The organism is Paenibacillus sp. J22R56, assembly GCF_056269375.1.
The window spans coordinates 397668-420335 of the sequence record NZ_JBWDNV010000002.1; the positions used below are offsets into that span (position 1 = coordinate 397668).

A 22668-nucleotide genomic window follows, 5' to 3' on the forward strand; every position below is an offset into this window, starting at 1 on the left:
ACGAATCATGCGCGAACTGAAAGTTGAGCTTGGCGAACGCTCTTATCCCATTTATATCGGCGAAGGTCTCTTGCAGGAGGCTCCTGCTTATTTCAAAAAGCACCAAATCAGCATGAAATCACCACTTCTTATTATCACGGATGAACGTGTAGCCCCGCATTATTTGGAGCCGCTCGAGAACAATCTGCGTGAAGCTGGATTTACAGTGTCGAGTGCAGTAGTTCCTGCAGGTGAGAGCTCTAAGTCTTTGACCATGCTGGAAAGCCTCGTAACGAAAGCGCTGGAAGCTGGACTTGACCGGAAATCTGCCATTGTCGCTCTTGGCGGCGGAGTTGTAGGCGATCTGGCTGGGTTTGTTGCGGCATCTTATATGCGCGGAGTCAAATTCATTCAAATTCCAACGACTATTTTGGCACATGACTCCAGTGTAGGCGGCAAGGTTGCGGTTAACCACCCGCTCGCGAAGAACATTATTGGTGCTTTCCATCAGCCAGAGATGGTTCTATATGATTTGAATACGCTGCAGTCGCTTCCTCCAAGAGAAGTTAGCGCTGGGTTATCCGAAGTCGTGAAGCATGGACTAATCTGGGATGCTGAATTTACGGCTTGGTGCGAAGAGAATGCAGACCGGCTGCTGGCTCTCGATCCGGATGCGCTTGGATATGCCTTATATAAAGGATGCAGTGTTAAAGCTGCTGTCGTATCCAAGGATGAACGGGAGAATGACCTGCGGGCTATTCTAAACCTTGGCCATACGATAGGCCATGCGCTTGAGGCAGTTGCCGGCTATGGGGAGCTGCTGCACGGTGAAGCGATCTCGATTGGTATGATTGGATCTGCCAAGCTTGGATTGCGCTATGGAGCACCTGAGGAAGTCTATACAACAACCAAACGTGTATTATCCAAAGTTGGCCTGCCGGTTAAACTGCCGGAGCATTTTGACGTGGATGCCATTATGGATGCAATGATGCACGATAAGAAATTCAGCGAAAGTACGATGGTATTTGTTGTACCAACAGAGATCGGTAAAGTGGACATTAAGAAGGATGTTCAGTCCGCTTGGGTACGGGACATTGTTGAGCAATTGAAACTGGAGGCGTAAGAAGATGAGTGTTAGAGGAATCCGCGGAGCCATTACTGTAGAAGCGAATGAGAAAGAACAAATGTTGCAGGCAACCCTTGAGTTGTTGAACGAAATCGTGAAGCAAAATGCAATTGACCCAAGCGATATCGGCAGCGTATTTATTACGGTTACCCAGGATTTGGACGATACATTCCCTGCGATCGCAATCCGCCAGATGGCTGGATGGGATCTTGTCCCATTAATGTGTGCGTTGGAAGTGCCGGTTAAAGGCAGTCTGGAACGTTGTATCCGATTCATGATTCATTATAATACGGATAAGTCTCAAGCAGAAATTAATCATGTGTACTTAGCTGGCGCACGTGTGCTTCGTCCTGATTTATCCAAAAAATCATAATTGACGTACAGTCCAATCGGTAGTATATTGAGAACTAATAATAAATAGCACAGAAGAGACGCAAGACAAGAGACAGGTTTTAGTTGAGGTAGCAGGCTTTATAGTTGAGTAGAGATGAGAAGAGTAGAGAAGAGTGCAGTGAAGAAGAGAGTAGAAGGTTTGTTATCTAATAGCGCAAGGAATGGCATGTTGCTGTTATGCGCCTTAGGTCTATTCTTTATTTGCGTGCAATCTCAATTGTCATCATCTTACATTCAACGCCCCTGCACCCGCAGGGGCTTTTTTAATGCCCTTCCCATTCAAACGAAAGAATGCTCGTTGCCGCTTCCGGTACGAAGCTATGAGGAGGAACCCCCCATGACAAATGAATTGCAGCAAGTAACGAAGCTGGCCGACCAGTACAATATTATTCCAATTGTTCGCTATATGCTTGCCGATACCGAAACACCAATTCGCTTGTTCCAGCATTTTGCGAAAGAGCAGCATGCCTTTCTGCTGGAGAGTGTTGAAGGTGGTGTGAAATGGGCTAGATATTCATTTATCGGAACGGATCCTTTCATGATGCTGTACGGTAAGAACGGCAAGATGGTACTCGAGCATAACGGAGATAGACAAGTATTCGACGAGAAGCCAATTGAGCTCTTGAAAGCTCAGCTTCGCGGCTATCGCAGCCCGTCGCTGCCAGAACTTCCTCCATTTACAGGTGGAGCAATTGGTTACTTTGGTTATGATCTGCTTCAATACTATGAGAACCTGCCAAAGCATCGGATTGATGATCTGCAAATGAATGATCTGCAATTTATGTTCTGTGATCAAGTCATCGTATTCGACCATTTCAAGCAGCAGCTTCAAATCATCGGCAACGTTCATATCCCGCATGCAGCAACAGATGCGGCTATCGAGAAAGCTTATAATCGTGCCGTAAAGAAGATCGAAGCAACGATTGAACGTTTGCAGCAGCCGCTCAAGGTTCCGGTTATGACCGGAGGGACGATTCCGAATGACCCTGAGCTTGGTGATGTACAATCGAACCTGACCAAGGAGCAGTTCATCTCGAATATTGAGCAGGCCAAAGAATATATTCGCTCAGGAGATATTTTCCAAGTAGTATTATCTCAACGCTTCAGTATCGAGACGGATATTGATCCGCTGCATGTCTACCGTGTATTGCGTACGATGAACCCATCCCCTTATATGTACTATTTGAAAATGGGCGATGAAGTTATCGTTGGCACTTCGCCAGAGGCGCTTGTGAAGGTCGATGGCAACCGTAAGGTAGAGACTCGGCCGATTGCCGGAACTAGGCCACGCGGCAAGACACCGGAAGAGGATAAGGCGCTTGAGGTGGAGCTGCTCGCTGATGAGAAGGAACGTGCGGAGCATTTGATGCTGGTCGACCTCGGACGTAATGATATTGGCCGTGTATCTGAATTTGGTTCTGTACGCTGCGACTCCTTTATGGAGATTGAACGTTATTCGCATGTCATGCACATCGTATCTAATGTATCGGGCAAGCTTCGTGAGGATAGAGATTTCTTTGATGCCTTCCTGTCTTGTTTGCCAGCTGGGACTGTATCGGGGGCTCCTAAGCTTCGGGCAATGGAGATTATTGCTGAGCTTGAGAATGAAGCGCGAGGTGCATATGCAGGTGCGATTGGTTATTTAGGCTTTGGTGGATCGCTGGATACCTGTATTACAATCCGCACGATTGTGTTCAAGAACGGAAAAGCTTATGTACAGAGCGGGGCGGGTATTGTATGGGACTCCGTACCTGAGAGTGAATATATGGAAACAGTCAATAAGGCTAAAGCAAGCTTGAAGGCAATTCGGGCAGCTGAAGCGATTTTTGGAAAACGGAACAATACGGCCGAGCAGGCGGTTAATACAGATTACTATGTGACAAGTGGAGAGGTGTTGTAAAATGAGTTTGATGACAGAATCGATGACGATGCAAGAGGCACTTAATAAACTTGTAAGCAGCACTGATCTGACGCGTGAAGAAGCTCGGTCGGTTATGGATTTTATTATGAGCGGTAATGCAACGTCTTCACAAATTGCAGGAGTAGCAACTGCCCTTCGTATGAAAGGCGAGACGAAAGACGAGATCACTGGCTTTGCGGAAGCTATGCGTGAGCATTCGAGCCATGTCCAAACCAAGCAGGAAGGGTTACTGGATACATGTGGTACCGGCGGCTCAGGCATTCATAAATTCAATATTTCTACCGCATCCGCTATTATTGCATCTGCAGCTGGCATCCGTGTCGCCAAACATGGCAATCGTGCTATGTCGGGGAAAGCAGGCAGTGCAGATGTTCTTGAAGCTTTAGGCGTGCAAATTACGTTGACTCCTGAGCAAGCTGCCGAATGTCTTCATCAAATCGGTATTTGTTTTATGTTCGCTATGCTGTATCATCCTTCGCTGAAACATGCGGCTGCGCCTCGCCGTGAACTTGGTGTTCGTACGATCTTCAATATGCTGGGTCCGTTAGCGAATCCCGCTGGAGCTGATCGTCAACTGATCGGTCTGTATGACCGCACGAAGACAGCTACGATTGCGGCTGTGCTCAATGAGCTTGGGGTTAAACGTGCAATGGTCGTCAGCAGTATTGACGGACTCGATGAGATTAGTATTTCGGCACCTACACGAATTTCGGAACTTCGGAATGGTGAAGTGGTGACATACGAGCTTACACCGGAAGATCTTGGCCTGACCCGTTACCCGATCTCTGAAGTAATAGGCGGGGACGCTGCTACCAATGCATCGATTATTCGAGGGATCTTCAGCGGTCAGCAGCGTGGTGCTTATCGTGATATCGTCCTCGCTAACGCAGGTGCTTGCATTTATGTAGGTGGCCATGCAGATTCGTTGCAAGAAGGAGTTGCTATTGCGGCCGAGATGATTGATTCCGGCAAAGCAGAACAACAATTGCTTAAGCTTATTCAAACGACAGGAGAGTTGGCTCATGTTTCTTGATAAAATCGTAGTTACAAAGCGGGAAGAGGTTACTCATCTCGCTTCCCAGTTTCAGCTTTCAGATTATGAACGACAAATTGCTTTGCTGCCGGAATGCCGCGGCTTCGAGCGTGCTCTAACAGCAGGCCGCAAGCGGGACATTGGTTTGATTGCAGAAGTAAAGAAGGCATCGCCTTCCAAGGGCCTTATTCGTCCAGATTTTCATCCAGCACAGCTTGCTGCTGCTTATGAGCGCGCGGGTGCGGATTGTATATCCGTATTAACTGACCGCGATTATTTCCAAGGCTCTAACGAATACTTAAGCTTGATCAAAGAGACAGTGAGTATTCCGCTTCTCCGCAAAGACTTCATCATTGACTACCGTCAAGTGTATGAGGCTCGTCTAATTGGCGCAGATGCTGTACTATTAATAGCAGCAATTCTTACTTCATCTGAATTATCGGAGTTATATGATACGGCCAAATCTCTTGGTATGGACGTTCTGGTTGAAGTCCATGACCGGGAAGAGCTGGAACGTGTTCTAGAGCTCGATAAAGCGACGCTTATTGGCGTAAACAATCGGGATTTGAAATCATTTGTTACTGATCTGCATACGACAGAGTCGTTAATTGATCTGATGCCAGCAGGAGTTACCGTTATTAGTGAAAGCGGGATCGCTGGACGCCAGGACATGGATTATCTGCAAACTGTAGGAGCAAATGGTGTATTAATTGGCGAGCATTTCATGCGCCAGCCGGATGCTGGACAAGCGGTTATTGAACTTATGGGACCGGTGAAGGTGACGCAAGGATGACAGCAACGCCAAGAATCAAGATTTGTGGTTTAAAGGATTCGGCAACGATTGAAGCGATGGAGGGTCTTCCTTTCCATGAGATAGGATTTGTATTTGCCCCTAGCAAACGTCAAGTCGATCCCGGGACAGCTGCCGGCCTCATTCATTCGGCGAAGCAGTTGAAAGCTGCCAATGGTGAGGCTCCACAAACAGTTGGTGTATTCGTCAACCCCGATCTTACCGAGTTGGAACATATTTTGGCCAAAGCTCCCCTTGATGTGGTGCAGCTGCATGGTCAAGAAACACCGGAGTTCAGCCGATTAGTGAAGAGTAATTTTCCTGTCAAGGTATGGAAGGTTATGTCTATTGGAAAAGACGGACAAAGTGCGGCTGAGCGAGTTTCTCCTTTTGCCGGTGCGATAGACGCTTTATTGATTGATACGGCTGGCGGCGGTACTGGCCAAACATTTGATTGGCAGGTTATCTCCGAATATCAGAAGGCTGCTGCAGCGATCCAAGTGCCTCTTTATGTAGCTGGAGGCTTGAATTCAGGCAATGTAGGCGAGCTTCTCGCAGGTAATCAGGTTGATGGTATTGATGTATCGAGTGGAGTCGAGACAAACGGACACAAAGACATCGAGAAAATTAGATTATTCGTTGGAAAGGTGATTGAACATGAACCAAGTACCAGATGATAACGGGCGCTTTGGCAAATTCGGCGGACGGTATGTACCAGAGACGCTGATGAATGCTTTGCTGGAGCTAGAAGAAGCTTATAAACATTATTCGCAGGATCCTGCTTTCCAGCAAGAAGTACATGATTTGCTTCACAAATATTCAGGTCGTCCAACTCCGCTTTATTATGCGGAACGGTTAAGCCAGCATCTTGGCGGCGCTAAGATTTACCTCAAGCGCGAAGACTTGAACCATACAGGCGCTCATAAGATCAATAATACGATTGGGCAGGCGGTTCTTGCGAAACGTATGGGTAAAACAAAGGTTATCGCTGAAACTGGCGCAGGTCAGCATGGTGTAGCATCAGCTACCGTTGCAGCTTTGCTTGGTCTCGAATGCAAAGTGTTTATGGGCGAGGAAGACATGAAGCGCCAGCAGCTGAACGTATTCCGTATGCAGTTGCTTGGTGCAGAGGTTGTTCCTGTACTATCTGGCACGCGTACACTTAAAGATGCTTGCAATGAAACGCTCCGCTACTGGGTCAGCCATGTAGATGATACGTTCTATATTCTTGGTTCTGCGACAGGTCCGCATCCATATCCAATGATGGTTCGCGACTTCCAGCGGATTATTGGGGATGAATCACGGAAACAAATCGTGGAAGTAGAAGAACGTCTTCCAGATTACATTGTTGCGGCTGTAGGCGGCGGCAGCAATGCCATTGGTATTTTCTATCCGTTTATTGGAGATGAATCCGTTCGTCTTGTTGGGGTTGAAGCGGCAGGACGCGGTATTGATACAGAAGAACATGCAGCAACGATGACGATGGGCAGCCACGGCGTGTTCCAAGGATCATTCAGTTACTTGCTGCAAGATAAGTTTGGTCAGGTACAGCCGGCACATTCGATCTCAGCGGGTCTGGATTACCCTGGTATTGGTCCAGAGCATGCTTACTTGAAGGATTCTGGCCGTGCAGAGTACTTCCCGATTACGGACGCAGAAGCGCTTGATGCGCTGCAGCTGCTGTCCCGCACAGAAGGCATTATCCCAGCGTTGGAATCTGCTCATGCGATCGCCCAAACGATTAAGCTTGCTCCAACACTCGATCAAGACAAGATCGTTGTTGTAAGCTTGTCCGGCCGTGGTGATAAAGACGTGGAAGCGATCATGGGATATCTGGGAGGTGCAGAGGCATGAATTTGATCGATACTGCTTTTGCAAAATTAAAACAAGAAGGAAAGACAGCACTTATTCCTTTCTTAACGATCGGGGATCCTGATATCCCTACATCTATTGCGATTATTAAAGAACTCGAGCAAGCAGGCGCCGACATGGTGGAGCTTGGTGTTCCTTACTCCGATCCTCTGGCAGATGGTCCAGTTATCCAACGGGCATCTGAGCGTGCGCTGCAGAACCGTATCTCGATTCTGGACTGTATTGAAACAGCTGCACAAGCCAGAGAAGCCGGCGTTCAAATGCCATTTATCTTGTTTACTTACTTCAATCCCGTGCTGCAGTTTGGCCTGGAACCGTTTATGAACCTAGTTGTTGAAAAAGGAATCAGCGGCTTGATCATTCCTGATCTTCCGATTGAAGAAGACGAAGAAGTTCGTCAATTGGCAGAATTAAAAGGAGTTCATTTGATCCCGCTTGTTGCGCCAACTTCTAAGGATCGTGTAGTTCGGATCTCGCGTAAGGCACGTGGCTTCGTCTATTGTGTATCGTCACTTGGCGTTACCGGCGTCCGCGCGGAATTCCACAGCGGTATTGATGATTTCCTTGCTACTGTACGTGAAGCAACCGAGCTTCCGATTGCTGTAGGCTTCGGGATTTCGAGCCGTGAGCAGGTTCAGCGCTTTGAGAGCATCTGTGACGGCGTTGTTGTTGGCAGCGCCATCGTTCGTAAGATCGAAGAGTCACTGCCACTTCTGACCGATGAGAAGCAAAGGGAAGCAGGGCTTACACAAATCCGCGAATTTGTTGCTGGATTAAAGGGCTAATGAGTTAGGACAGAGCAAATCGCTCTGTCCTTTTTCTATTCTCCTATTTGCACTAAAGAAGTGCTCAAAAGACAGTACCTTTGTCATATTCTGTCCTAATTTACTTGCATACCCTTTAAAACCTTTACGAGATGTGAGACAATAGAAAACATGCAGTTAGCCAATAAGACAAAGAGGTGAATGGCGATGCAGCCAAAAAGTAATATTGTGCATCTTCCTGTTTATCAGCCAGGGAAACCGGTTGAGGACGTTAAGAGAGAGCTTGGATTAGAGGAAGTAATTAAGCTTGCTTCCAACGAGAACCCGTTTGGTTATTCCGAACTGGCGAAAGCAGCTATCATAAATGAGTTAGGTCAAATTGCCACATATCCGGATGGTGCCAGCTTTGAGCTGAATGCAGCGGTTGCGAAAAAATTTGGGGTAGAGTCTAACCAGATTATTTTCGGTAACGGATCAAGTGACATTATACTTATGCTTTGCCGCACTTATCTCGCACCTGGCGATGAAACGATCATGGCAGATGAAACGTTCTCCCAATATAAGCATAATGCAGAAATCGAGAATGCGCGCATTATTGAAGTACCTTTGAAAGACGGCAAACATGATCTCTCGGCTATGCTTGCCAAGACTAACGACCGTACAAAGCTCGTATGGGTATGTAACCCGAATAATCCGACAGGTACTATTGTCAAGGAAGATGAGCTTACTGCTTTCCTCGATAAAGTGCCTAAAGATGTTCTTGTCGTGCTGGATGAGGCCTATTGCGAGTTTGTTGATGAGCCAGGTTTCCCGGATGGAATCAAGCTTTTGAAAAATTATCGTAATTTGATCGTCCTGCGCACATTCTCCAAAATTTATGGACTGGCATCGCTCCGGATCGGTTACGGGATTGGTCATGCAGATGTGATTCAATACATGAATCAAATTCGCGAACCCTTTAATACGAACCGACTTGGACAGGTTGCAGCAACAGCTTCCATAGCAGATGATGACTTTGTCACGTTCTGCCGTGAACAGAACAATGCGGGAATTAAATATTTCTACAGCCAATTCGATCGGCTTGGTCTGAAATATTTCCCTGCATTCGGCAACTTTATTATGGTGGATGCAAAACTTCCGTCTGCTGAAGTATTCCAGGCATTGCTCCGCAGGGGGATTATCGTTAGACCTCGTTGGACTTATTATCCGACCTATATTCGTGTATCTATAGGCACTCCGGAACAGAACGAGAAGTTTATTGCCGCTTTCGAGCAAGTTCTTCAAGAAGCGGCGGTGCGCGGATAGCCTTATGACAAAGATTGCGATATTTGGAGTAGGATTAATTGGAGGATCACTAGCGCTTTGCTTTAAAGGCAAGCCTGGTCTAACGGTAGTCGGATATTCGAACCGTCAATCCTCTGTAGAGAAATATATGAAGCGGGGAGTCGTTGATTATGCAACGACTTCCTTGCAGGAAGCAGCTGAGGGAGCCGATTTTATATTCCTATGCGTGCCTGTAGGCAACCTGGAAGAGTATGTTACAGAACTCAGCAAGCTTAACTTGAAGCCGGGCTGTATTATTACAGATGTCGGCAGCACGAAAGCTTCGGTTGCTGAATGCGGCAAAAGACTGGAGCTGAACGGAGCAACGTTTATTGGCGGCCATCCTATGGCAGGCTCCGAGCGTTCCGGTGTAGAAGCGGCATCTACAAATCTGTTCGAGAATGCTTTCTACGTGCTTACACCTGATGAATCAACATCAGTAAATGATTTGGAACGCCTTAGAAATCTGCTTGTGCATACAAGAGCGCATCTTGTAAGCGTAGATTCCAAGTCTCATGACGAGATTGTTGGGGCGATCAGCCATCTTCCACATATGATTGCAGTAGCGCTCGTTAATCAAATTCGTGGCTACAATGAGAATAATGGTCTGTACGAATTGCTCGCGGCAGGCGGATTCCGTGACATTACAAGAATTGCAGCCAGTGACCCGGTTGTTTGGCGGGACATCCTCATTAATAACCGTGAGGTGCTGCTTAAGCTTCTCAAGGATTGGAATGGTGAGGTCGAGCGATTCGCTGTTATGCTTGAATCTCTAGACGGAGATGCAATAGAGGAAGCCTTCCAGACGGCGGGTGAATTCCGCAGTAAATTGCCGGAGCGCCGCAAAGGGATGATTCATTCCTTATACGATTGTTATGTGGATGTCCCCGATCATCCAGGGATTATCGGCAACATCGCTAGTGAGCTTGGCAGTGCCCGGATTAATCTTAGCAATATTAATATCATTGAGAGCAGAGAAGATGTTCCTGGTGTTCTTCGTTTATCTTTCCGTACACAGGAAGATCTGGATCAAGCGATGCAGCTGCTCGATAAAACCGGATATACCGTTCGCCAATAAAACCTCGAAAGAGGTTTTTTTGTTGTGTATGAAAAGAGTAAGGATTTCTCTATACGTGGTTGTTAACCGCAAATGGTTGGATAACGCTTTCAAAAAAAGTTTAAGCGTTTTCAAAAAAAGCATTGACTTAGTGGAAGCGTATACATATAATAAAAGTACAGTATGGTTTCTCTCCACTCCTATCCAAAACTATAGCGTTCATCATGAACGCTGACCACTCTTCGGAGTGGTTTTTTTTTGTTCATTTTATTGGACGAGTATATCCTTCTTATTCCGACAAATTCCTGCTTTTAAAGAAATGAGAGTTTACTTATTTTTTAAGACTAATGCAGGTTCGTATGTTACAATACGTAATGACAGTCCTGTTGTTAAAATATGGATGAAAACCCTTTTTGTCGAAAGAAGAAGGAATTTGACTATTGAGCATCGAATTACATACATCGTATTTATTGAAAATTTTAATGATAATGACCGCAACTTTTCGCTTCCGGTTCGGTACAATGTTACATAATCGAACTGGGAAGAAGAATTCGCAGGTGAGGAGGTTCGCCTGTCATGACTGATTCCCAATTAATACGTGAGATCAAGGACGGAAACATCGAGCTTTACTCTGAGCTGATGCGACGTTACCAACGAAAGATATTATCTTTTATCTATCATATGTTGAAGAGTGCAAAGCTGGAGCTGCTTGCGGAAGATTTGTGCTCGGAAACTTTCTATAAAGCATACCGCAGCCTTCATTCTTTTCGTGAGGTAGATGCTTCTTTTTCAACATGGCTGTATACAATTGCACGTAATACGGTACTTAGTGAGCTGCGTAAGCAAAAGTCGGCTCATGTACCATTAGACGAGTCTAATATGATGCCTGCGGCCCCGCCTGACCAGGTACCTGAGCAGCATGTGCTGCGCAGTGAGCGAATGGCGATGGTTCGGGAAGCTATTAATAATTTACCTGAGAAACAACGCTCAGCACTCATTCTGAGGGAATATGATCAGCTCGACTATCAAGAGATTGCTAATATCTTGGGTCAAACGGTGAGTTCTGTAAAATCGTTGTTATTCCGGGCAAGAGCCAGCGTAAAGATGCAGCTTGAGCCTTATTTTGGCGAATCGCCGATGATGGAAGAATACGAGGGGATGAACACACGATGAAATGCGATGACGTACAAGACAAGTTCGATCTCTTCGGGGATTTTTCTGAGGAAGATGTCGAGCGTGAAGCGATGGAAGCTCATTTGCTCGATTGTGAGCACTGTGCAGAACAATACCGTCTATGGGAAGAAAGCGAAGAAATGATACGCATGCTTTCGGAAGAAGATGAGGTTGTCAGTGCTCAAATGGAACATGTGAATCGCAGCGTCATGGATCGCATTTATGCTGAACAATCGTGGCTGTTGCCTGTATCTCAGAAAAGCTATCATTTTTCGCCTGCTTTTAGACGTAACTTAGCCATTGTGCTGGCTGCATGTTTGACTATTTTTACATGTACATTGATCTTCTTCATTAAAGGCAATGAGAATGGCACTTCCGAAGAGAAGATGGCGCAGTTGACTGGTTTAATGGATACAGCTAATGCTTCTGGCAGTGACTTTGTTATTAGTGCTGAATTTGAAGTGCCTGTGGCGAGTGTCAGTGATCCATTCGTGCTGCAGGTCGTCCCGACCTTCCCGCAATATTGGATCGCTCTATCGCTTTTAGGTGTAGTTATGTCATTATTAATATTGAACTGGTTGTCTAGAACTCGAAGCTGATGCAAAAGCTTAGGACATGCGAAGTCTCTGTTGGGCTTCTGTAATTATACCTCTAACCGTGATCGTCATCTTCAAATGACCACGATAGAGGTTTTCTCATTTCCGCAGGAAAGCAGGGATAGTAAGATGATTATTGGAATGGTTCGTCACGGTAATACCGATTGGAATGCACTGGGAAAAATTCAAGGTCAAACAGATATTCCTTTAAATGAACTCGGAATCAAGCAGGCGAATGCACTGGCTGAACGGTTAAGCCATGATGAGAAGCTGTGGGATGCTGTTATTTCCAGTGATCTGCAGCGGGCTCGTCTGACTGCCTCTGTAATTGCTGAAAAGCTGGATATTCCTCTTCTTGATGGCGATTCAAGATTGCGGGAAAGAAATTTTGGCGAAGTCGAAGGCCTTATCTTACAAGAACGGATTGATCGCTGGGGAGAAAATTGGCGTGAGGTTGCACAGGGCTTGGAATCCGATGAGGAAGTCCGTGCCCGTGGCCTAGCTTTTATAGCGGAGTGGCAGCAGCGCAAGCCGGAAGGACGGCTGCTTGTGGTGTCTCATGGCGGATTCCTCGCGCAGATGTTCGATACGTTATGTGCCGATATGGAGAAACAGCATCTCGGTAATTTATCCTATTCGATTCTTCAGTTTAAGGACGAGCAGTGGCAGCCATTGTTGTATAATTGTACTCGTCATTTGGAGCAGGAGAAGGAAGCTCCGAGTTTGAAGAAGTGATTTTTGATTAATCGACTGATGTGTCCCTCTCGGGAATGTATCTCCTTCCGGTCGCTGTTGTCATTTTGAATTTTGATTAAAGATGTTATTTGTTTATTCAAAATGACAAAGGCGAGCGCTTCGCTCCTCCAGGAGATACAATTCGCCGTTCATTCCCTCGTCAATTATATTGTTTTAACAAGTTATGGGCTGCCGATTATTGGCAGCCCTATTTTTGTAGTTCTGAGAAGTGCCACGCTGGATTTCATCCAACGTGATCACTGTATTTGCTGTTACTCGCTCGCCTATGTTGGATTTGATACAGTCAGATGAACTCGAAAGCTCCAGTAACCTCGTTACAGATGAATAAGGTTGGAGGGAATCCAACGTATGGCCACGAGGCTTGGAGAAAGATAGATAATGTTGGAGTAAATACAACGTGTGTGTGACCAGAGCATTATGGGTACTGAAGCAAGGTTATAGAGGATGTAATGGAGTAGATAAATTTGCAAGCGAGCAAAGGAGGCGGGACGGAGCAAGAAATGTTCTGTAGAAGCGAGATTATGCTTTCGAAGTAGCTTTCTTTCAGAAAGGCTTTTAAGCGTTCGCTTTTGATTACCGGATTCCTAACCTTAACCACAACTAATCGAAGGAATCCGGAATCAATGGCGATCGAAGAACATTTCTTGCGCAGTCCAAGCACAGCCCTCGCCATCGCGATGTAAACCTTTTTCACACAAGTAGTTTTAAAATTCAAATATTTTCCCATAATGATACTAATTATTGCTAGCGAATCAAATAACAAGCTCGCGAAGCAGAGCTTAGGCGGCGCGGGTATTTACGGAAAGGAGAGATTTAATGAATTTGTCGGATATGCTGGGCTATGCTGATATTCAGCAATTAAGCCGGATCGCTACCGTGTATCAATGTGAGTGCAATGGTCACTCCAAAAATGATTTGATTCAGTCTATTCTCTCAACCGTAAGCCGGAAAGATGTATTTGAAGCGCAGATCAGCAGTATGAAACTAGACGAAATGCGGTTCTTGAACTCTTTGCTGTTCGAATCGAGAGATTCATTCAGTCTAGAAGAGCTTGTAGCGAGGGTTCAGCAAAGCAAGTTTGGTGAACTGGAGCCGCCAGCGGAAGAGCCGCCGCCGCAGAAAAAAACGAAACGTACCTCTAAGAAAAAGCAGGCAGAAGCAGAAGCGCCTAAAGAAAGCGGACCGCGGGAGATGATCTCCAGGTTTAAGCATCAGGGCTGGCTGTTTAATGGTGTAACTGGAACGAACCGTTATATGTTCCAAGTTCCGCAGGATCTACGAACAAGATTTCGTGATACGCTCCGTAAAAAATTCGCAGCTGAGCTGCATTATACGGATGAGCCGCAAGTGTACCGGGATGAGCAGATGCTTGCACAGGATGATATTTATCATCTGCTTCATTATATTTATCACAATGAAGTGCAGCTAGCTGCAGATGGCTCAATGTACAAACGATTCAGTGGACAAATATTAGAGAAGCTGGCTATCCAGGAGGAGCTGCCATCCAAAGGCGAATGGCGCTTTGGATACGGCCGACATTTCCACCATTATCCGAACCGGATGTCTCTCCTTTATGACTACTGCAGCTATATGAAGTATTTCGCAGATAATAATCTGGTACTTGCTCTATCGACGATTGGTGAAGAGCGGCTGCATAACAAACCGGTTAATGAAATGGAACAGCTGTATAAGTTTTGGTTGAAACTCTACAAAGGACCTATCCCTAATTTGCTGGCACTTGTTCATTGGATGAACAGCTTGGCTGAGCAATGGGTTACAGTCGCATCGCTTCGCAAAGTACTCGTACCCTTCATTAAACCGTTTTATTATGATACGGCGGATATGGTACTTGATGTTCGACTGATTGGGATGATGGTGCATCTGGGCATGCTGCGCGTTGGTGAACATCAGGAGTATGGACCAGTTGTCCGGATGACGAAAATGGGAAGAGCGCTTATCGCAGGAGTAAGCCTCGAAGATCAAGATCGTATGTTTCTCTATTAGAATTTCTATGAAACCAACTAGGCGATGGCATATTAATTGGAATGGGGGCAATCGTACTTATCGGCGCGCAGAATGGTGAATATGCTTAAAGTAGGAGCCGGTTCGATTGTGACAGAGAACGATGTAAGTTGACCTATACTCTTTCACTTTAATCACCGCGTGACGAAAGTCGAAGACGATAGGATCTCTTAAACGCCGGTTTGGAGGTGTATCCTATGGACAAAATGAAAGTTGCGTATGAAGCAATGCTAGGTTTAGCAGCGGAAATGGTATTAGATGAAGCCGTCCACAAATTTCGCTCCGATCAGATTTACAAAGGGATTGATCAAGCGTTAGCTGTTGGGGACGAGGATACGTTCTACCGTTTAGCTGCTCAATTAAATCAATTGAAAAGCTAATTTACGCAAATAGAAACTTCCGCCCTATGATGGAGGCAAGCAATCCGTCATAGCTGCGGGAGTTTTTTTGTTTGCAATGATTGGCAAGATCCCCCTTTATGGGTAACATAGAGGGATGGGTTCAATTTAAGCAGGGAGAGGGAGCAGGAATGAAGTTTAGTGATATTGCAGATGAACAATGGGACGAGCTTAAGCCATATCTAGACACTTGTTTGCTGCCGGTAACAGGCATGACGGGGATAGAACAGCCTCATGAAGCGCGAGTAGCGCTTGAACAATTGAGGGATGTTATGGATCTGATCGAAATTCCGTTTAAAGGAAGGATCGTTACTTATCCTGCATTGCATTACATAAGCGAAGGCACTGATCAGAACATCGTCTCACGAGTTTGCCGTTCATTGAAGGAAACAGGATTCCGATTTGTCATTGTCATTTCCGCGAAGAATCAAGAAGGGCTGACATGCCCGGAAGCGGATCTAATCATTTGCCCGGAACAAGATGGAGCGGCACCAACTGCGGCATCTGTGTCGAAAGCAGTGGTGGCAATGTGGAATCCCGGCGAATCCTAGTCGGATGTCAAGCTGTGAACATGGTCTTTTTGAATAAAAAAAATGGGATTTGGGGAAACAAAAGTTATGGCAAGGTTAATTGTGACAAATTGCCAACAAATTTATGAATGGCATTTTATAGGTAAACAAATCGCGAGCCATATTCTTGACGCTCCCAAGCACCTAGGCTATTATAGTGTATGTCCTAGTTCGTCAAGCGTTTTGCCGTGTGGCTGAACGCGAGAAATGGTTGGCAAAGGGGGTTAGAACAGAAGATGAGTAACCACGAACATCAAGAAACCGCGCATCGTCCGGTTCAACGCAAAGAGATGTCCCGGCGTCAATTTTTGTCGTATACACTCGGCGGTACGACTGCCTTTATGATGGGTGGCGCGGTTTTGCCTATGGTCCGTTTTGCGGTTGATCCTCTCTTAGCAAAAAAAGCAGAGGGTACATGGGTTAAAGTAGTTGAAGAGAGCAAAATAACAAGTGAGCCTCAAGAATTCAAGTTCCAAATTCATCAGGTCGATGGTTGGTACGTAAGTGATCCGGAGCTTTCAGCATGGATTACGAAAGATGCGAATAACCAAGTTTTTGCACTTTCGCCAGTTTGTAAGCATCTGGGTTGTACGATTGGCTGGAATACCTTAGGCAAACATGAGTATGACTGCCCATGCCACGGTGCAAGATATACCGTAGATGGTAAGAACCTTGCAGTTGCTCCAAACCCATTAGATGAATATGAAACGAAAATTGAAAACGGTTTTGTGTACTTAGGTCCTGTTAAGAAAAACTCTCGGGTATAGGAGGCTGATAGCAGATGTTTAAATCGATGTACAACTGGATTGACGAACGTCTTGATATTACGCCGCTATGGCGGGATGTTGCGGACCACGAAGTTCCTGAGCATGTTAACCCTGCTCATCACTTCTCCGCTTTCGTATACTGCTTTGGCGGTTTGACGTTCTTCATTACTGTAATTCAAATTTTGTCCGGCATGTTCCTTACCATGTACTATGTACCGGACATCATCAATGCTTATGCAAGCGTTGACTATTTGAACCATAAAGTAGCATTTGGTGGGATTGTTCGCGGGATGCATCACTTTGGAGCAAGTTTAGTTATCGTTATGATGTTTTTACATACCTTGCGTGTATTCTTCACCGGTTCGTATAAAGCTCCGCGTGAAATGAACTGGGTCGTAGGGATGCTGATTTTCTTCATTATGTTAGGTCTGGGCTTTACAGGTTACCTGCTGCCTTGGGATAACAAAGCTTACTTCGCGACGAAGGTTGGCGTACAGATCGCAGAATCAGTTCCGTATATCGGACCTTATATCGGTGAATTCCTGTACGGTGGCGACATCGTTGGCGCGCAAACGCTAACACGGTTCTTCGCGATTCACGTATTCTTCTTGCCTGGCGCTCTGATCGCAATGCTCGCAGCGCATTTCCTGATGATCCGGAAGCAAGGCATCTCTGGACCACTTTAAGCGAAGGGAGGATTTATTATGGCGCACGGTCATAAATCGAACGAGAAGGTCGTTTATGTTGGCGACTCACGGGTGAAGAAAAGCAATCATCCAAACATTCCGCCAGATTATACGTCCTACCCCGGTAAATCGGAAGCGTTCATACCGAACTTCCTGCTTAAGGAATGGATGGTCGGATGTGTCGTTCTAGTCGGGTTCCTGACATGGACAATTGCTGAGGGTGCACCGCTTGGTTATCCAGCGGATCCTACAAACGCAGCTTTTATCCCAATGCCAGACTGGTATTTCTTGTTCCTGTATCAGTTCCTGAAATATCCATGGGTATCTGGTGACTATATCGTACTTGGTACAATGGGTGTTCCAGCTGTAATGTTCGGCGGTTTACTGCTTGCTCCATTCCTGGACACAGGTAAAGAGCGCCGTTTCTATCGTCGTCCTATTGCTTCATCTCTTATGTTTCTGTCATTAATTTCCTGTGTGTATTTGACCGTTATTTCTTGGAATCACTACACGCATGAGATGAAGGCTACGAACTCGATCCCTGAGCATCATGTTCGTGAAGAGAAAGCACGTGAGGCCCACGAAAAAGGCCAAGAAGTACCAAGCGCAACGAAGAATGAAGATAAGGCAGTTGCACTTGTTGATGCTAACGATCCAGCAATGGATATTGTAAAGAAAGCGCAATGTGTAACTTGTCACGCAGCAGATCTGAAAGGCAATCCACCGCAAATCCCAGCTTTGACTGGTGTTGGCGATCGTTTGTCGAAGGAAGAACTAGTTGAGACGGTTACGAATGGTCGCGGCGGCATGCCATCCTTCAAAGGCACACTGACTGCAGAAGAGATTGACCAATTAACAACTTGGCTGTCGAAGCAAAAAGCACCAGCTGAATAATAGCAGCACCTTGAAAACCTGATCGTATTTATACGATCAGGTTTTTTTCGAAGTTTTCCTTACTATATGGGTAAAATGGAGGGACGTATATTCCAATGGGGTTACCGATATCTTGGTTTTGGAGCAGATCGTTTCTGTTGAATCGCCTCTTTTTATGGCTGATGTTTATTTGTAATTTCCTAGGTACCATCTATGGGTACATTTGGTATGGAAATCAAATTGAGGACACTCTCAGCAGCCATCCGCTATGGCAAATTGTTTTTGTGCCGGATAGTCCGACGGCAAGCTTGTTTTTCACCATCACCCTACTGTATTGGCTGTTTCCACCGCGTGGTAACTCCAAATTTGTTAATGGCGCAAGGATGATTATTGAGGGTCTGGCGGTCGTTACCTCTATTAAATATGGGATCTGGGCTGTATCGATGATTGTTGCGGGCAGTATGCAGGGAGATCCGCTGCATTGGGAGCATTGGATGTTAATGTGTTCACATTCGGCAATGGCTATTGAGGTGCTTTTATACGCTAGGTTTATGAAGGCTAGAGTAGGGGCTGCTGTTATCGGTACCTTATGGCTTTTGCTTAATGATACGGTGGATTATACCTATGATGTCTTCCCATGGCTGTCAGATTCCCTCATGGATAACCTGACACAGGTGAAGTGGTTTACGTATAGCTTAACGATCTTCAGCTTTATTGTTGGAGGTTTAGCTTTAAAGGCAAAAAAACAGACATAAGGATGGACATCCCTTCATAAAGTGGTCATAGCAGTGGCTTACGAAGTAAGAATCACCGCATAGGCAAGTTGGACTGGCCTATTATGCGGAAATTCTTTCTAGCAGATGCTTACGATGTAAGAATCACCGCATGAGCCAAGTTGGACTTGGCCTCTTGTGCGGCAATTCTTTGTAGGAGGGATGTCCATGAAGATACGAATTGCACTGCCCTTATTCTTATGTATCGTCATGACCGTCTGTTCGGTTACGGTTGCTAAAGCCTTTCCATCGGAACGGATTGGGACAGGTCATGCTAACGAATCACGGAGTGGGCTGCTTCGTCTGGACGAGACGGCTACAGCTTTATACGAAGCTGCTTATAGGAACAATCGCCAAGCTGGCTATAAATATGTGCAGCAACTCGCCAAGCTTGTGGACAAACAAGAAGTTCGGCAAGCCGGACAAGCTGCTGGATGGATGTTGATGGAGGATAGTATCTCATCTATCGCATTCACGCTAAAGAACGGTAAGATGACTTCGGATTGGTTAACAGCTTCGGCGCGTATCCATCTCACAACTGATGCGCTGCTGCGTCCGGAACATGCCTTATGGCTACAGTATGAGAAAGTGATGCTGGAGGATTTGGAGCGTGTAAACCGTTCATGGAACAGACAGACAGATGACGGTGCTACTGCAGCCCGCGCTGCGATGAACAGCTTTAATGAACACTTGCTGCGGATTGAAGCAGCTGCTTCGATGCAGAGGCCAGCGGATCGGATTGAGGAATTAAGGGAACGCATGCATTATACCAATGTCCTTCTTGAAGCGGGGATGAAAGGTCAGACTAAGCAGGACTGGACGGACAATTCGATTCAGGATTTGGAATATTCTCTAAACCGGTTATTCGATAACGGTCATTCCGAAGAAGAAGAACCGGTCATCGCCCCACCAGGTGAGGCGAATCCGATTAGCTGGATCTTGCTGCTAGGCGCAATCATTATGGCCGTTCTTACGTACATAGGCTGGCGCAAATATAAGCAGCAGCCATATGGCATAAAGCCGCTCTCCTAATTCTCATTCTTCTTTGAAGCCTTCACCAAGTACATCATGAACTTCGCTAATTACAGTAAAAGCTCTGGGGTCGATACGGCGTATAATGTTCTTAAGCCGGCGCATTTCTTGCCGCTGAACAACGCAGTAGACGACCTCTTTTGATTGCCCGGAAAAAGCGCCGAGTGCTGGCATTAAAGTAACACCTCGGTCAAGCTCGGAAGTGATCTGGGCAGCCATTTCCTTGCCATGCTCGGTAATAATCGAGAAAGATTTGGCCGCATACGCGCCATCTTGAATAAAGTCAATCAGCTTGGATGCGACAAAGACAGTAACGAGGGTGTAAAGTACTTTCTCAATTGGAATATAGAAAAGCGAGATGCCAATGATAATGGCATCAGTAAGTAAAATAAACTGCCCCATACTGAAAGCTTTGCGCCTTGAAGCAATTCTGGCGATGATATCGACGCCGCCGGTTGTTCCTCCTGCCCGAAAGACGATACCTAATCCGCCGCCTAACGTCACACCTGCATAAAGAGCAGCCAGCAGGTAGTCATGGGAATTGCTTAACGTAACGATCCAGCCCTTTTCAATCATCCATTCCATCAATGCAAGGAAACCGGATAGTGAGATAACACCAACAAGGGTGTAGGCCATTTCGCCAAGGCCTAGCTTCCTCCAGCCAATCACAAAGAGCGGAATATTCAGAATCAGGGTTGAGATTGAGAGCGGCCAGCCGGCAGCGTAGTTGAGCAGGACGGCGATACCAGTCACGCCGCCTTCCATCAGTTGGTTTGGTATCACGAAATAATGAAGCCCAAAGGCATAGATGGCTGTACCCAATAGAATGGGTAATATGGTTCGAAGTTGAAGCATGTATTTCTGCGGCATATGAGGAACTCCTTTTAGGTTCATGAACAAGCTATTTAAGTATTATAGCTTAATGAACGGCTCAAAAAACATTGTTTTCAGTGCTTCTTTACGTTAACATAGGTGTTATTAGCGTTATACATAAGAAAGAAAGGGTCATCAGCAATGACAGATAAATCGTTAGCCGATATCCAGCGCGAAGTAGATGCCTATATCGGTCAATTTAAAGAAGGCTATTTCAGCCCATTAGCTCTTATGGCGCGAATGAGTGAAGAAGTAGGCGAGCTCGCCAGAGAAGTGAATCACTATTATGGTGAGAAGCCAAAAAAGCCTAATGAAGAAGAAAACTCCATTGAGATGGAGCTTGGCGATATTTTATTTATTTTGTCCTGCTTTGCGAATTCCCTCAACATTGATCTGACGGAAGCGCATAACAAAGTCATGAATAAATTCAATACTCGGGACGCTGACCGCTGGACGAGAAAAAACGCCGAACAGTAGAACACCCTCCTACATATGCTGTACCATCAACCTGTGTACAAGGAGGATGGGCATATGGACGGGGAAAGCTGCGTGAAGAAGGCGTATGAGTTTATTCTAAATAGTGATTTCGAACAGGCGATTTATTGGTTCGAGCAAGCGATAGCGGCAGAACCTCTAAATGCGAGCTATCAACATAAATGTGCGGTTTCATGCGCCAGAAGCGGCAAATGGAGCAAAGCGCATCAATATGCGAAGCAAGCAATAGAGCTTGATGGTAATCATCCCGAATATTTATATCATCTGCATACGATTGAGTCGAGACTCTTGGTATCCTCGGCTGAGCTTAAGCTAGCTGAAGTACCATCTCGGTACCTGGATGCGCTGCCCCTGCTTCAGCAGGCGGCTGAGCTTGACCCACTTAGCTTCGAGGCCTTTTATTTACTTGCATTGACATACTCGGAGATGGGCCGTATTGAAGATTCGGTGGTTAATGCCAGAGAAGCAATTAGACTAGATCCCGGACATTCCGCAGCGCGTAGATTGTTCGCTGATGTAAATCGGAAGCGCAGGATGATGCGCAGACGGGTGATGGGCAAACAACAACAGAAAGATTAGGTGATCTTGGTGGCTATTAAGGTAGCAGTAATCGGAGCAAGCGGCCGAATGGGCCGTGAAGTTGTGAAAATGGTGCTGGAGGACGAGGCGCTTGAGCTCGTTGCTGCTGTCGCTCCTTCAGCAGGTCCTGTGGATGCTGGACTATTTGCAGGGAAATCGAATACAGGGGTTATCGTTAGTGCAACGATTGAAGAAGCACTAAGCGGCGCAAAGGCAGATGTACTAGTTGATTTTACAGTGCCTGCGTTAGCTTATCAGCATACAAAGGTCGCGATTGAATATGGCGTCCGGCCTATTATGGGTACAACAGGCTTCACGCCTGAACAAATCGAAGAGCTGGACAAGCTTTGCCAGGAAAAAGGGCTGGGTGGCTTGATTGCCCCGAACTTCTCCATTGGCGCCATTCTGATGATGAAATTCGCAGCAGAGGCATCCAAATACTTGCCGCATGTCGAGATTATTGAGTATCACGGCGATCAGAAATTGGATGCACCATCGGGTACATCCATCAAGACTGCTGAATTGATCTCACAAGTACGCGAAGAGCTTCGTCAAGGTAACCCGAATGAAGAAGAAGTTATCGAAGGGGCTCGCGGAGGTTACTATAATGGCTTCCGTATACATAGTGTAAGGCTGCCAGGCGTATTTGCTCAGCAAGAGGTTGTATTTGGCGGCTATGGTCAAACGCTGAAAATTCGTCATGACTCTTATGACCGCGCTGGTTACATGCCAGGTGTTAATGTTGCGATCAAAAAAATCATGACATACAGTGGTATGATTTATGGTTTCGAACATGTAATGGACTAATTTCTTATACA

The 22668-nt window shown here is 46.0% G+C and carries 25 protein-coding genes; 24 read left to right on the top strand and 1 reads right to left on the bottom strand.

The genetic code is table 11. From position 1 onward, the window contains the following. The first annotated feature begins 7 nt into the window (after positions 1-7). The 21 genes from aroB to AC0YNT_RS05880 all read left to right on the top strand — a co-directional run bounded on the left by aroB (position 8) and on the right by AC0YNT_RS05880 (position 19903). Entirely contained in the window at positions 8-1102 is a 1095-nt protein-coding gene (aroB, locus tag AC0YNT_RS05780) for a 3-dehydroquinate synthase (protein ID WP_475803704.1), read from the top strand. 4 nt (positions 1103-1106) lie between these two features. Then, on the top strand, positions 1107-1478 hold the full coding sequence (aroH, locus tag AC0YNT_RS05785; protein WP_167276287.1) for a chorismate mutase: 372 nt from the start codon (positions 1107-1109) through the stop codon (positions 1476-1478). 357 nt (positions 1479-1835) lie between these two features. Further along, positions 1836-3398 carry an anthranilate synthase component I gene (gene trpE, locus AC0YNT_RS05790; RefSeq protein ID WP_475803705.1) on the top strand — a complete coding sequence of 521 codons (1563 nt, stop codon included), beginning with the start codon at positions 1836-1838 and terminating at the stop codon, positions 3396-3398. A 1-nt stretch (position 3399) separates the two neighbouring features. Beyond that, the gene (trpD, locus tag AC0YNT_RS05795) at positions 3400-4452 is read left to right on the top strand and encodes an anthranilate phosphoribosyltransferase (RefSeq protein WP_475803706.1); all 1053 of its coding nucleotides are present in this window, start codon (positions 3400-3402) and stop codon (positions 4450-4452) included. Further along, a complete protein-coding gene (gene trpC / locus AC0YNT_RS05800) occupies positions 4442-5245 on the top strand; it encodes an indole-3-glycerol phosphate synthase TrpC (RefSeq protein WP_475803707.1) in 804 nt (267 codons plus the stop codon). The genes trpD and trpC overlap by 11 nt, the downstream gene beginning before the upstream one ends. Then, positions 5242-5919, top strand: a complete 678-nt coding sequence (locus AC0YNT_RS05805) for a phosphoribosylanthranilate isomerase (protein ID WP_475803708.1) — start codon at positions 5242-5244, stop codon at positions 5917-5919. Before trpC ends, AC0YNT_RS05805 begins: the two co-directional genes overlap by 4 nt. Then, positions 5900-7096, top strand: coding sequence for a tryptophan synthase subunit beta (gene trpB, locus AC0YNT_RS05810; RefSeq protein WP_475803709.1), 1197 nt, complete (start codon positions 5900-5902; stop codon positions 7094-7096). Before AC0YNT_RS05805 ends, trpB begins: the two co-directional genes overlap by 20 nt. Further along, complete coding sequence (trpA, locus tag AC0YNT_RS05815) at positions 7093-7899, top strand: tryptophan synthase subunit alpha (protein WP_475803710.1); 807 nt, start codon at positions 7093-7095, stop codon at positions 7897-7899. The genes trpB and trpA overlap by 4 nt, the downstream gene beginning before the upstream one ends. Before the next feature lie 186 nt (positions 7900-8085). Next, the gene (hisC, locus tag AC0YNT_RS05820) at positions 8086-9183 is read left to right on the top strand and encodes a histidinol-phosphate transaminase (RefSeq protein ID WP_475803711.1); all 1098 of its coding nucleotides are present in this window, start codon (positions 8086-8088) and stop codon (positions 9181-9183) included. A 4-nt stretch (positions 9184-9187) separates the two neighbouring features. Further along, the gene (locus AC0YNT_RS05825; protein ID WP_475803712.1) at positions 9188-10279 is read left to right on the top strand and encodes a prephenate dehydrogenase; all 1092 of its coding nucleotides are present in this window, start codon (positions 9188-9190) and stop codon (positions 10277-10279) included. 555 nt (positions 10280-10834) lie between these two features. After that, positions 10835-11431 carry an RNA polymerase sigma factor gene (locus AC0YNT_RS05830; RefSeq protein WP_475803713.1) on the top strand — a complete coding sequence of 199 codons (597 nt, stop codon included), beginning with the start codon at positions 10835-10837 and terminating at the stop codon, positions 11429-11431. After that, positions 11428-12030, top strand: coding sequence for an anti-sigma factor family protein (locus tag AC0YNT_RS05835; RefSeq protein WP_475803714.1), 603 nt, complete (start codon positions 11428-11430; stop codon positions 12028-12030). Before AC0YNT_RS05830 ends, AC0YNT_RS05835 begins: the two co-directional genes overlap by 4 nt. A gap of 126 nt (positions 12031-12156) precedes the next feature. Continuing rightward, entirely contained in the window at positions 12157-12762 is a 606-nt protein-coding gene (locus AC0YNT_RS05840; RefSeq protein WP_475803715.1) for a histidine phosphatase family protein, read from the top strand. Positions 12763-13599: 837 nt separating this feature from the next. Next, complete coding sequence (locus AC0YNT_RS05845) at positions 13600-14787, top strand: hypothetical protein (RefSeq protein ID WP_475803716.1); 1188 nt, start codon at positions 13600-13602, stop codon at positions 14785-14787. 215 nt (positions 14788-15002) lie between these two features. Further along, positions 15003-15185, top strand: coding sequence for an IDEAL domain-containing protein (locus AC0YNT_RS05850; RefSeq protein ID WP_167273144.1), 183 nt, complete (start codon positions 15003-15005; stop codon positions 15183-15185). Positions 15186-15334: 149 nt separating this feature from the next. Further along, a complete protein-coding gene (locus tag AC0YNT_RS05855) occupies positions 15335-15754 on the top strand; it encodes a DUF2487 family protein (protein WP_475803717.1) in 420 nt (139 codons plus the stop codon). Between the two features lie 254 nt (positions 15755-16008). After that, positions 16009-16539 carry a Rieske (2Fe-2S) protein gene (locus AC0YNT_RS05860; protein WP_167273151.1) on the top strand — a complete coding sequence of 177 codons (531 nt, stop codon included), beginning with the start codon at positions 16009-16011 and terminating at the stop codon, positions 16537-16539. A 14-nt stretch (positions 16540-16553) separates the two neighbouring features. Continuing rightward, positions 16554-17225, top strand: a complete 672-nt coding sequence (gene qcrB, locus AC0YNT_RS05865; protein ID WP_015844031.1) for a menaquinol-cytochrome c reductase cytochrome b subunit — start codon at positions 16554-16556, stop codon at positions 17223-17225. Positions 17226-17243: 18 nt separating this feature from the next. After that, complete coding sequence (locus tag AC0YNT_RS05870; protein ID WP_475803718.1) at positions 17244-18119, top strand: c-type cytochrome; 876 nt, start codon at positions 17244-17246, stop codon at positions 18117-18119. Positions 18120-18214: 95 nt separating this feature from the next. Continuing rightward, positions 18215-18853, top strand: coding sequence for a DUF1405 domain-containing protein (locus tag AC0YNT_RS05875; protein WP_475803719.1), 639 nt, complete (start codon positions 18215-18217; stop codon positions 18851-18853). Between the two features lie 186 nt (positions 18854-19039). After that, positions 19040-19903, top strand: coding sequence for a sporulation protein YpjB (locus AC0YNT_RS05880; RefSeq protein ID WP_475803720.1), 864 nt, complete (start codon positions 19040-19042; stop codon positions 19901-19903). Between the two features lie 3 nt (positions 19904-19906). Here the strand turns inward: AC0YNT_RS05880 and AC0YNT_RS05885 are convergent, their stop codons facing one another. Then, positions 19907-20773: a YitT family protein gene (locus AC0YNT_RS05885; protein WP_475803721.1), complete on the bottom strand. Its 867-nt coding sequence runs from the start codon at positions 20771-20773 to the stop codon at positions 19907-19909. A 144-nt stretch (positions 20774-20917) separates the two neighbouring features. On the opposite strand from AC0YNT_RS05885, the gene AC0YNT_RS05890 reads away from it, so the two are divergent. Genes AC0YNT_RS05890 through dapB form a run of 3 tightly spaced genes read left to right on the top strand, consistent with a single transcriptional unit; the run spans position 20918 to position 22657 of the window. Further along, positions 20918-21253 (top strand): nucleotide pyrophosphohydrolase, encoded by a 336-nt coding sequence (locus AC0YNT_RS05890; protein WP_475803722.1) that lies wholly within the window; start codon positions 20918-20920, stop codon positions 21251-21253. A gap of 54 nt (positions 21254-21307) precedes the next feature. After that, a complete protein-coding gene (locus AC0YNT_RS05895; protein ID WP_475803723.1) occupies positions 21308-21850 on the top strand; it encodes a tetratricopeptide repeat protein in 543 nt (180 codons plus the stop codon). Between the two features lie 48 nt (positions 21851-21898). Further along, on the top strand, positions 21899-22657 hold the full coding sequence (dapB, locus tag AC0YNT_RS05900; RefSeq protein WP_475804082.1) for a 4-hydroxy-tetrahydrodipicolinate reductase: 759 nt from the start codon (positions 21899-21901) through the stop codon (positions 22655-22657). Positions 22658-22668 lie beyond the last annotated feature (11 nt).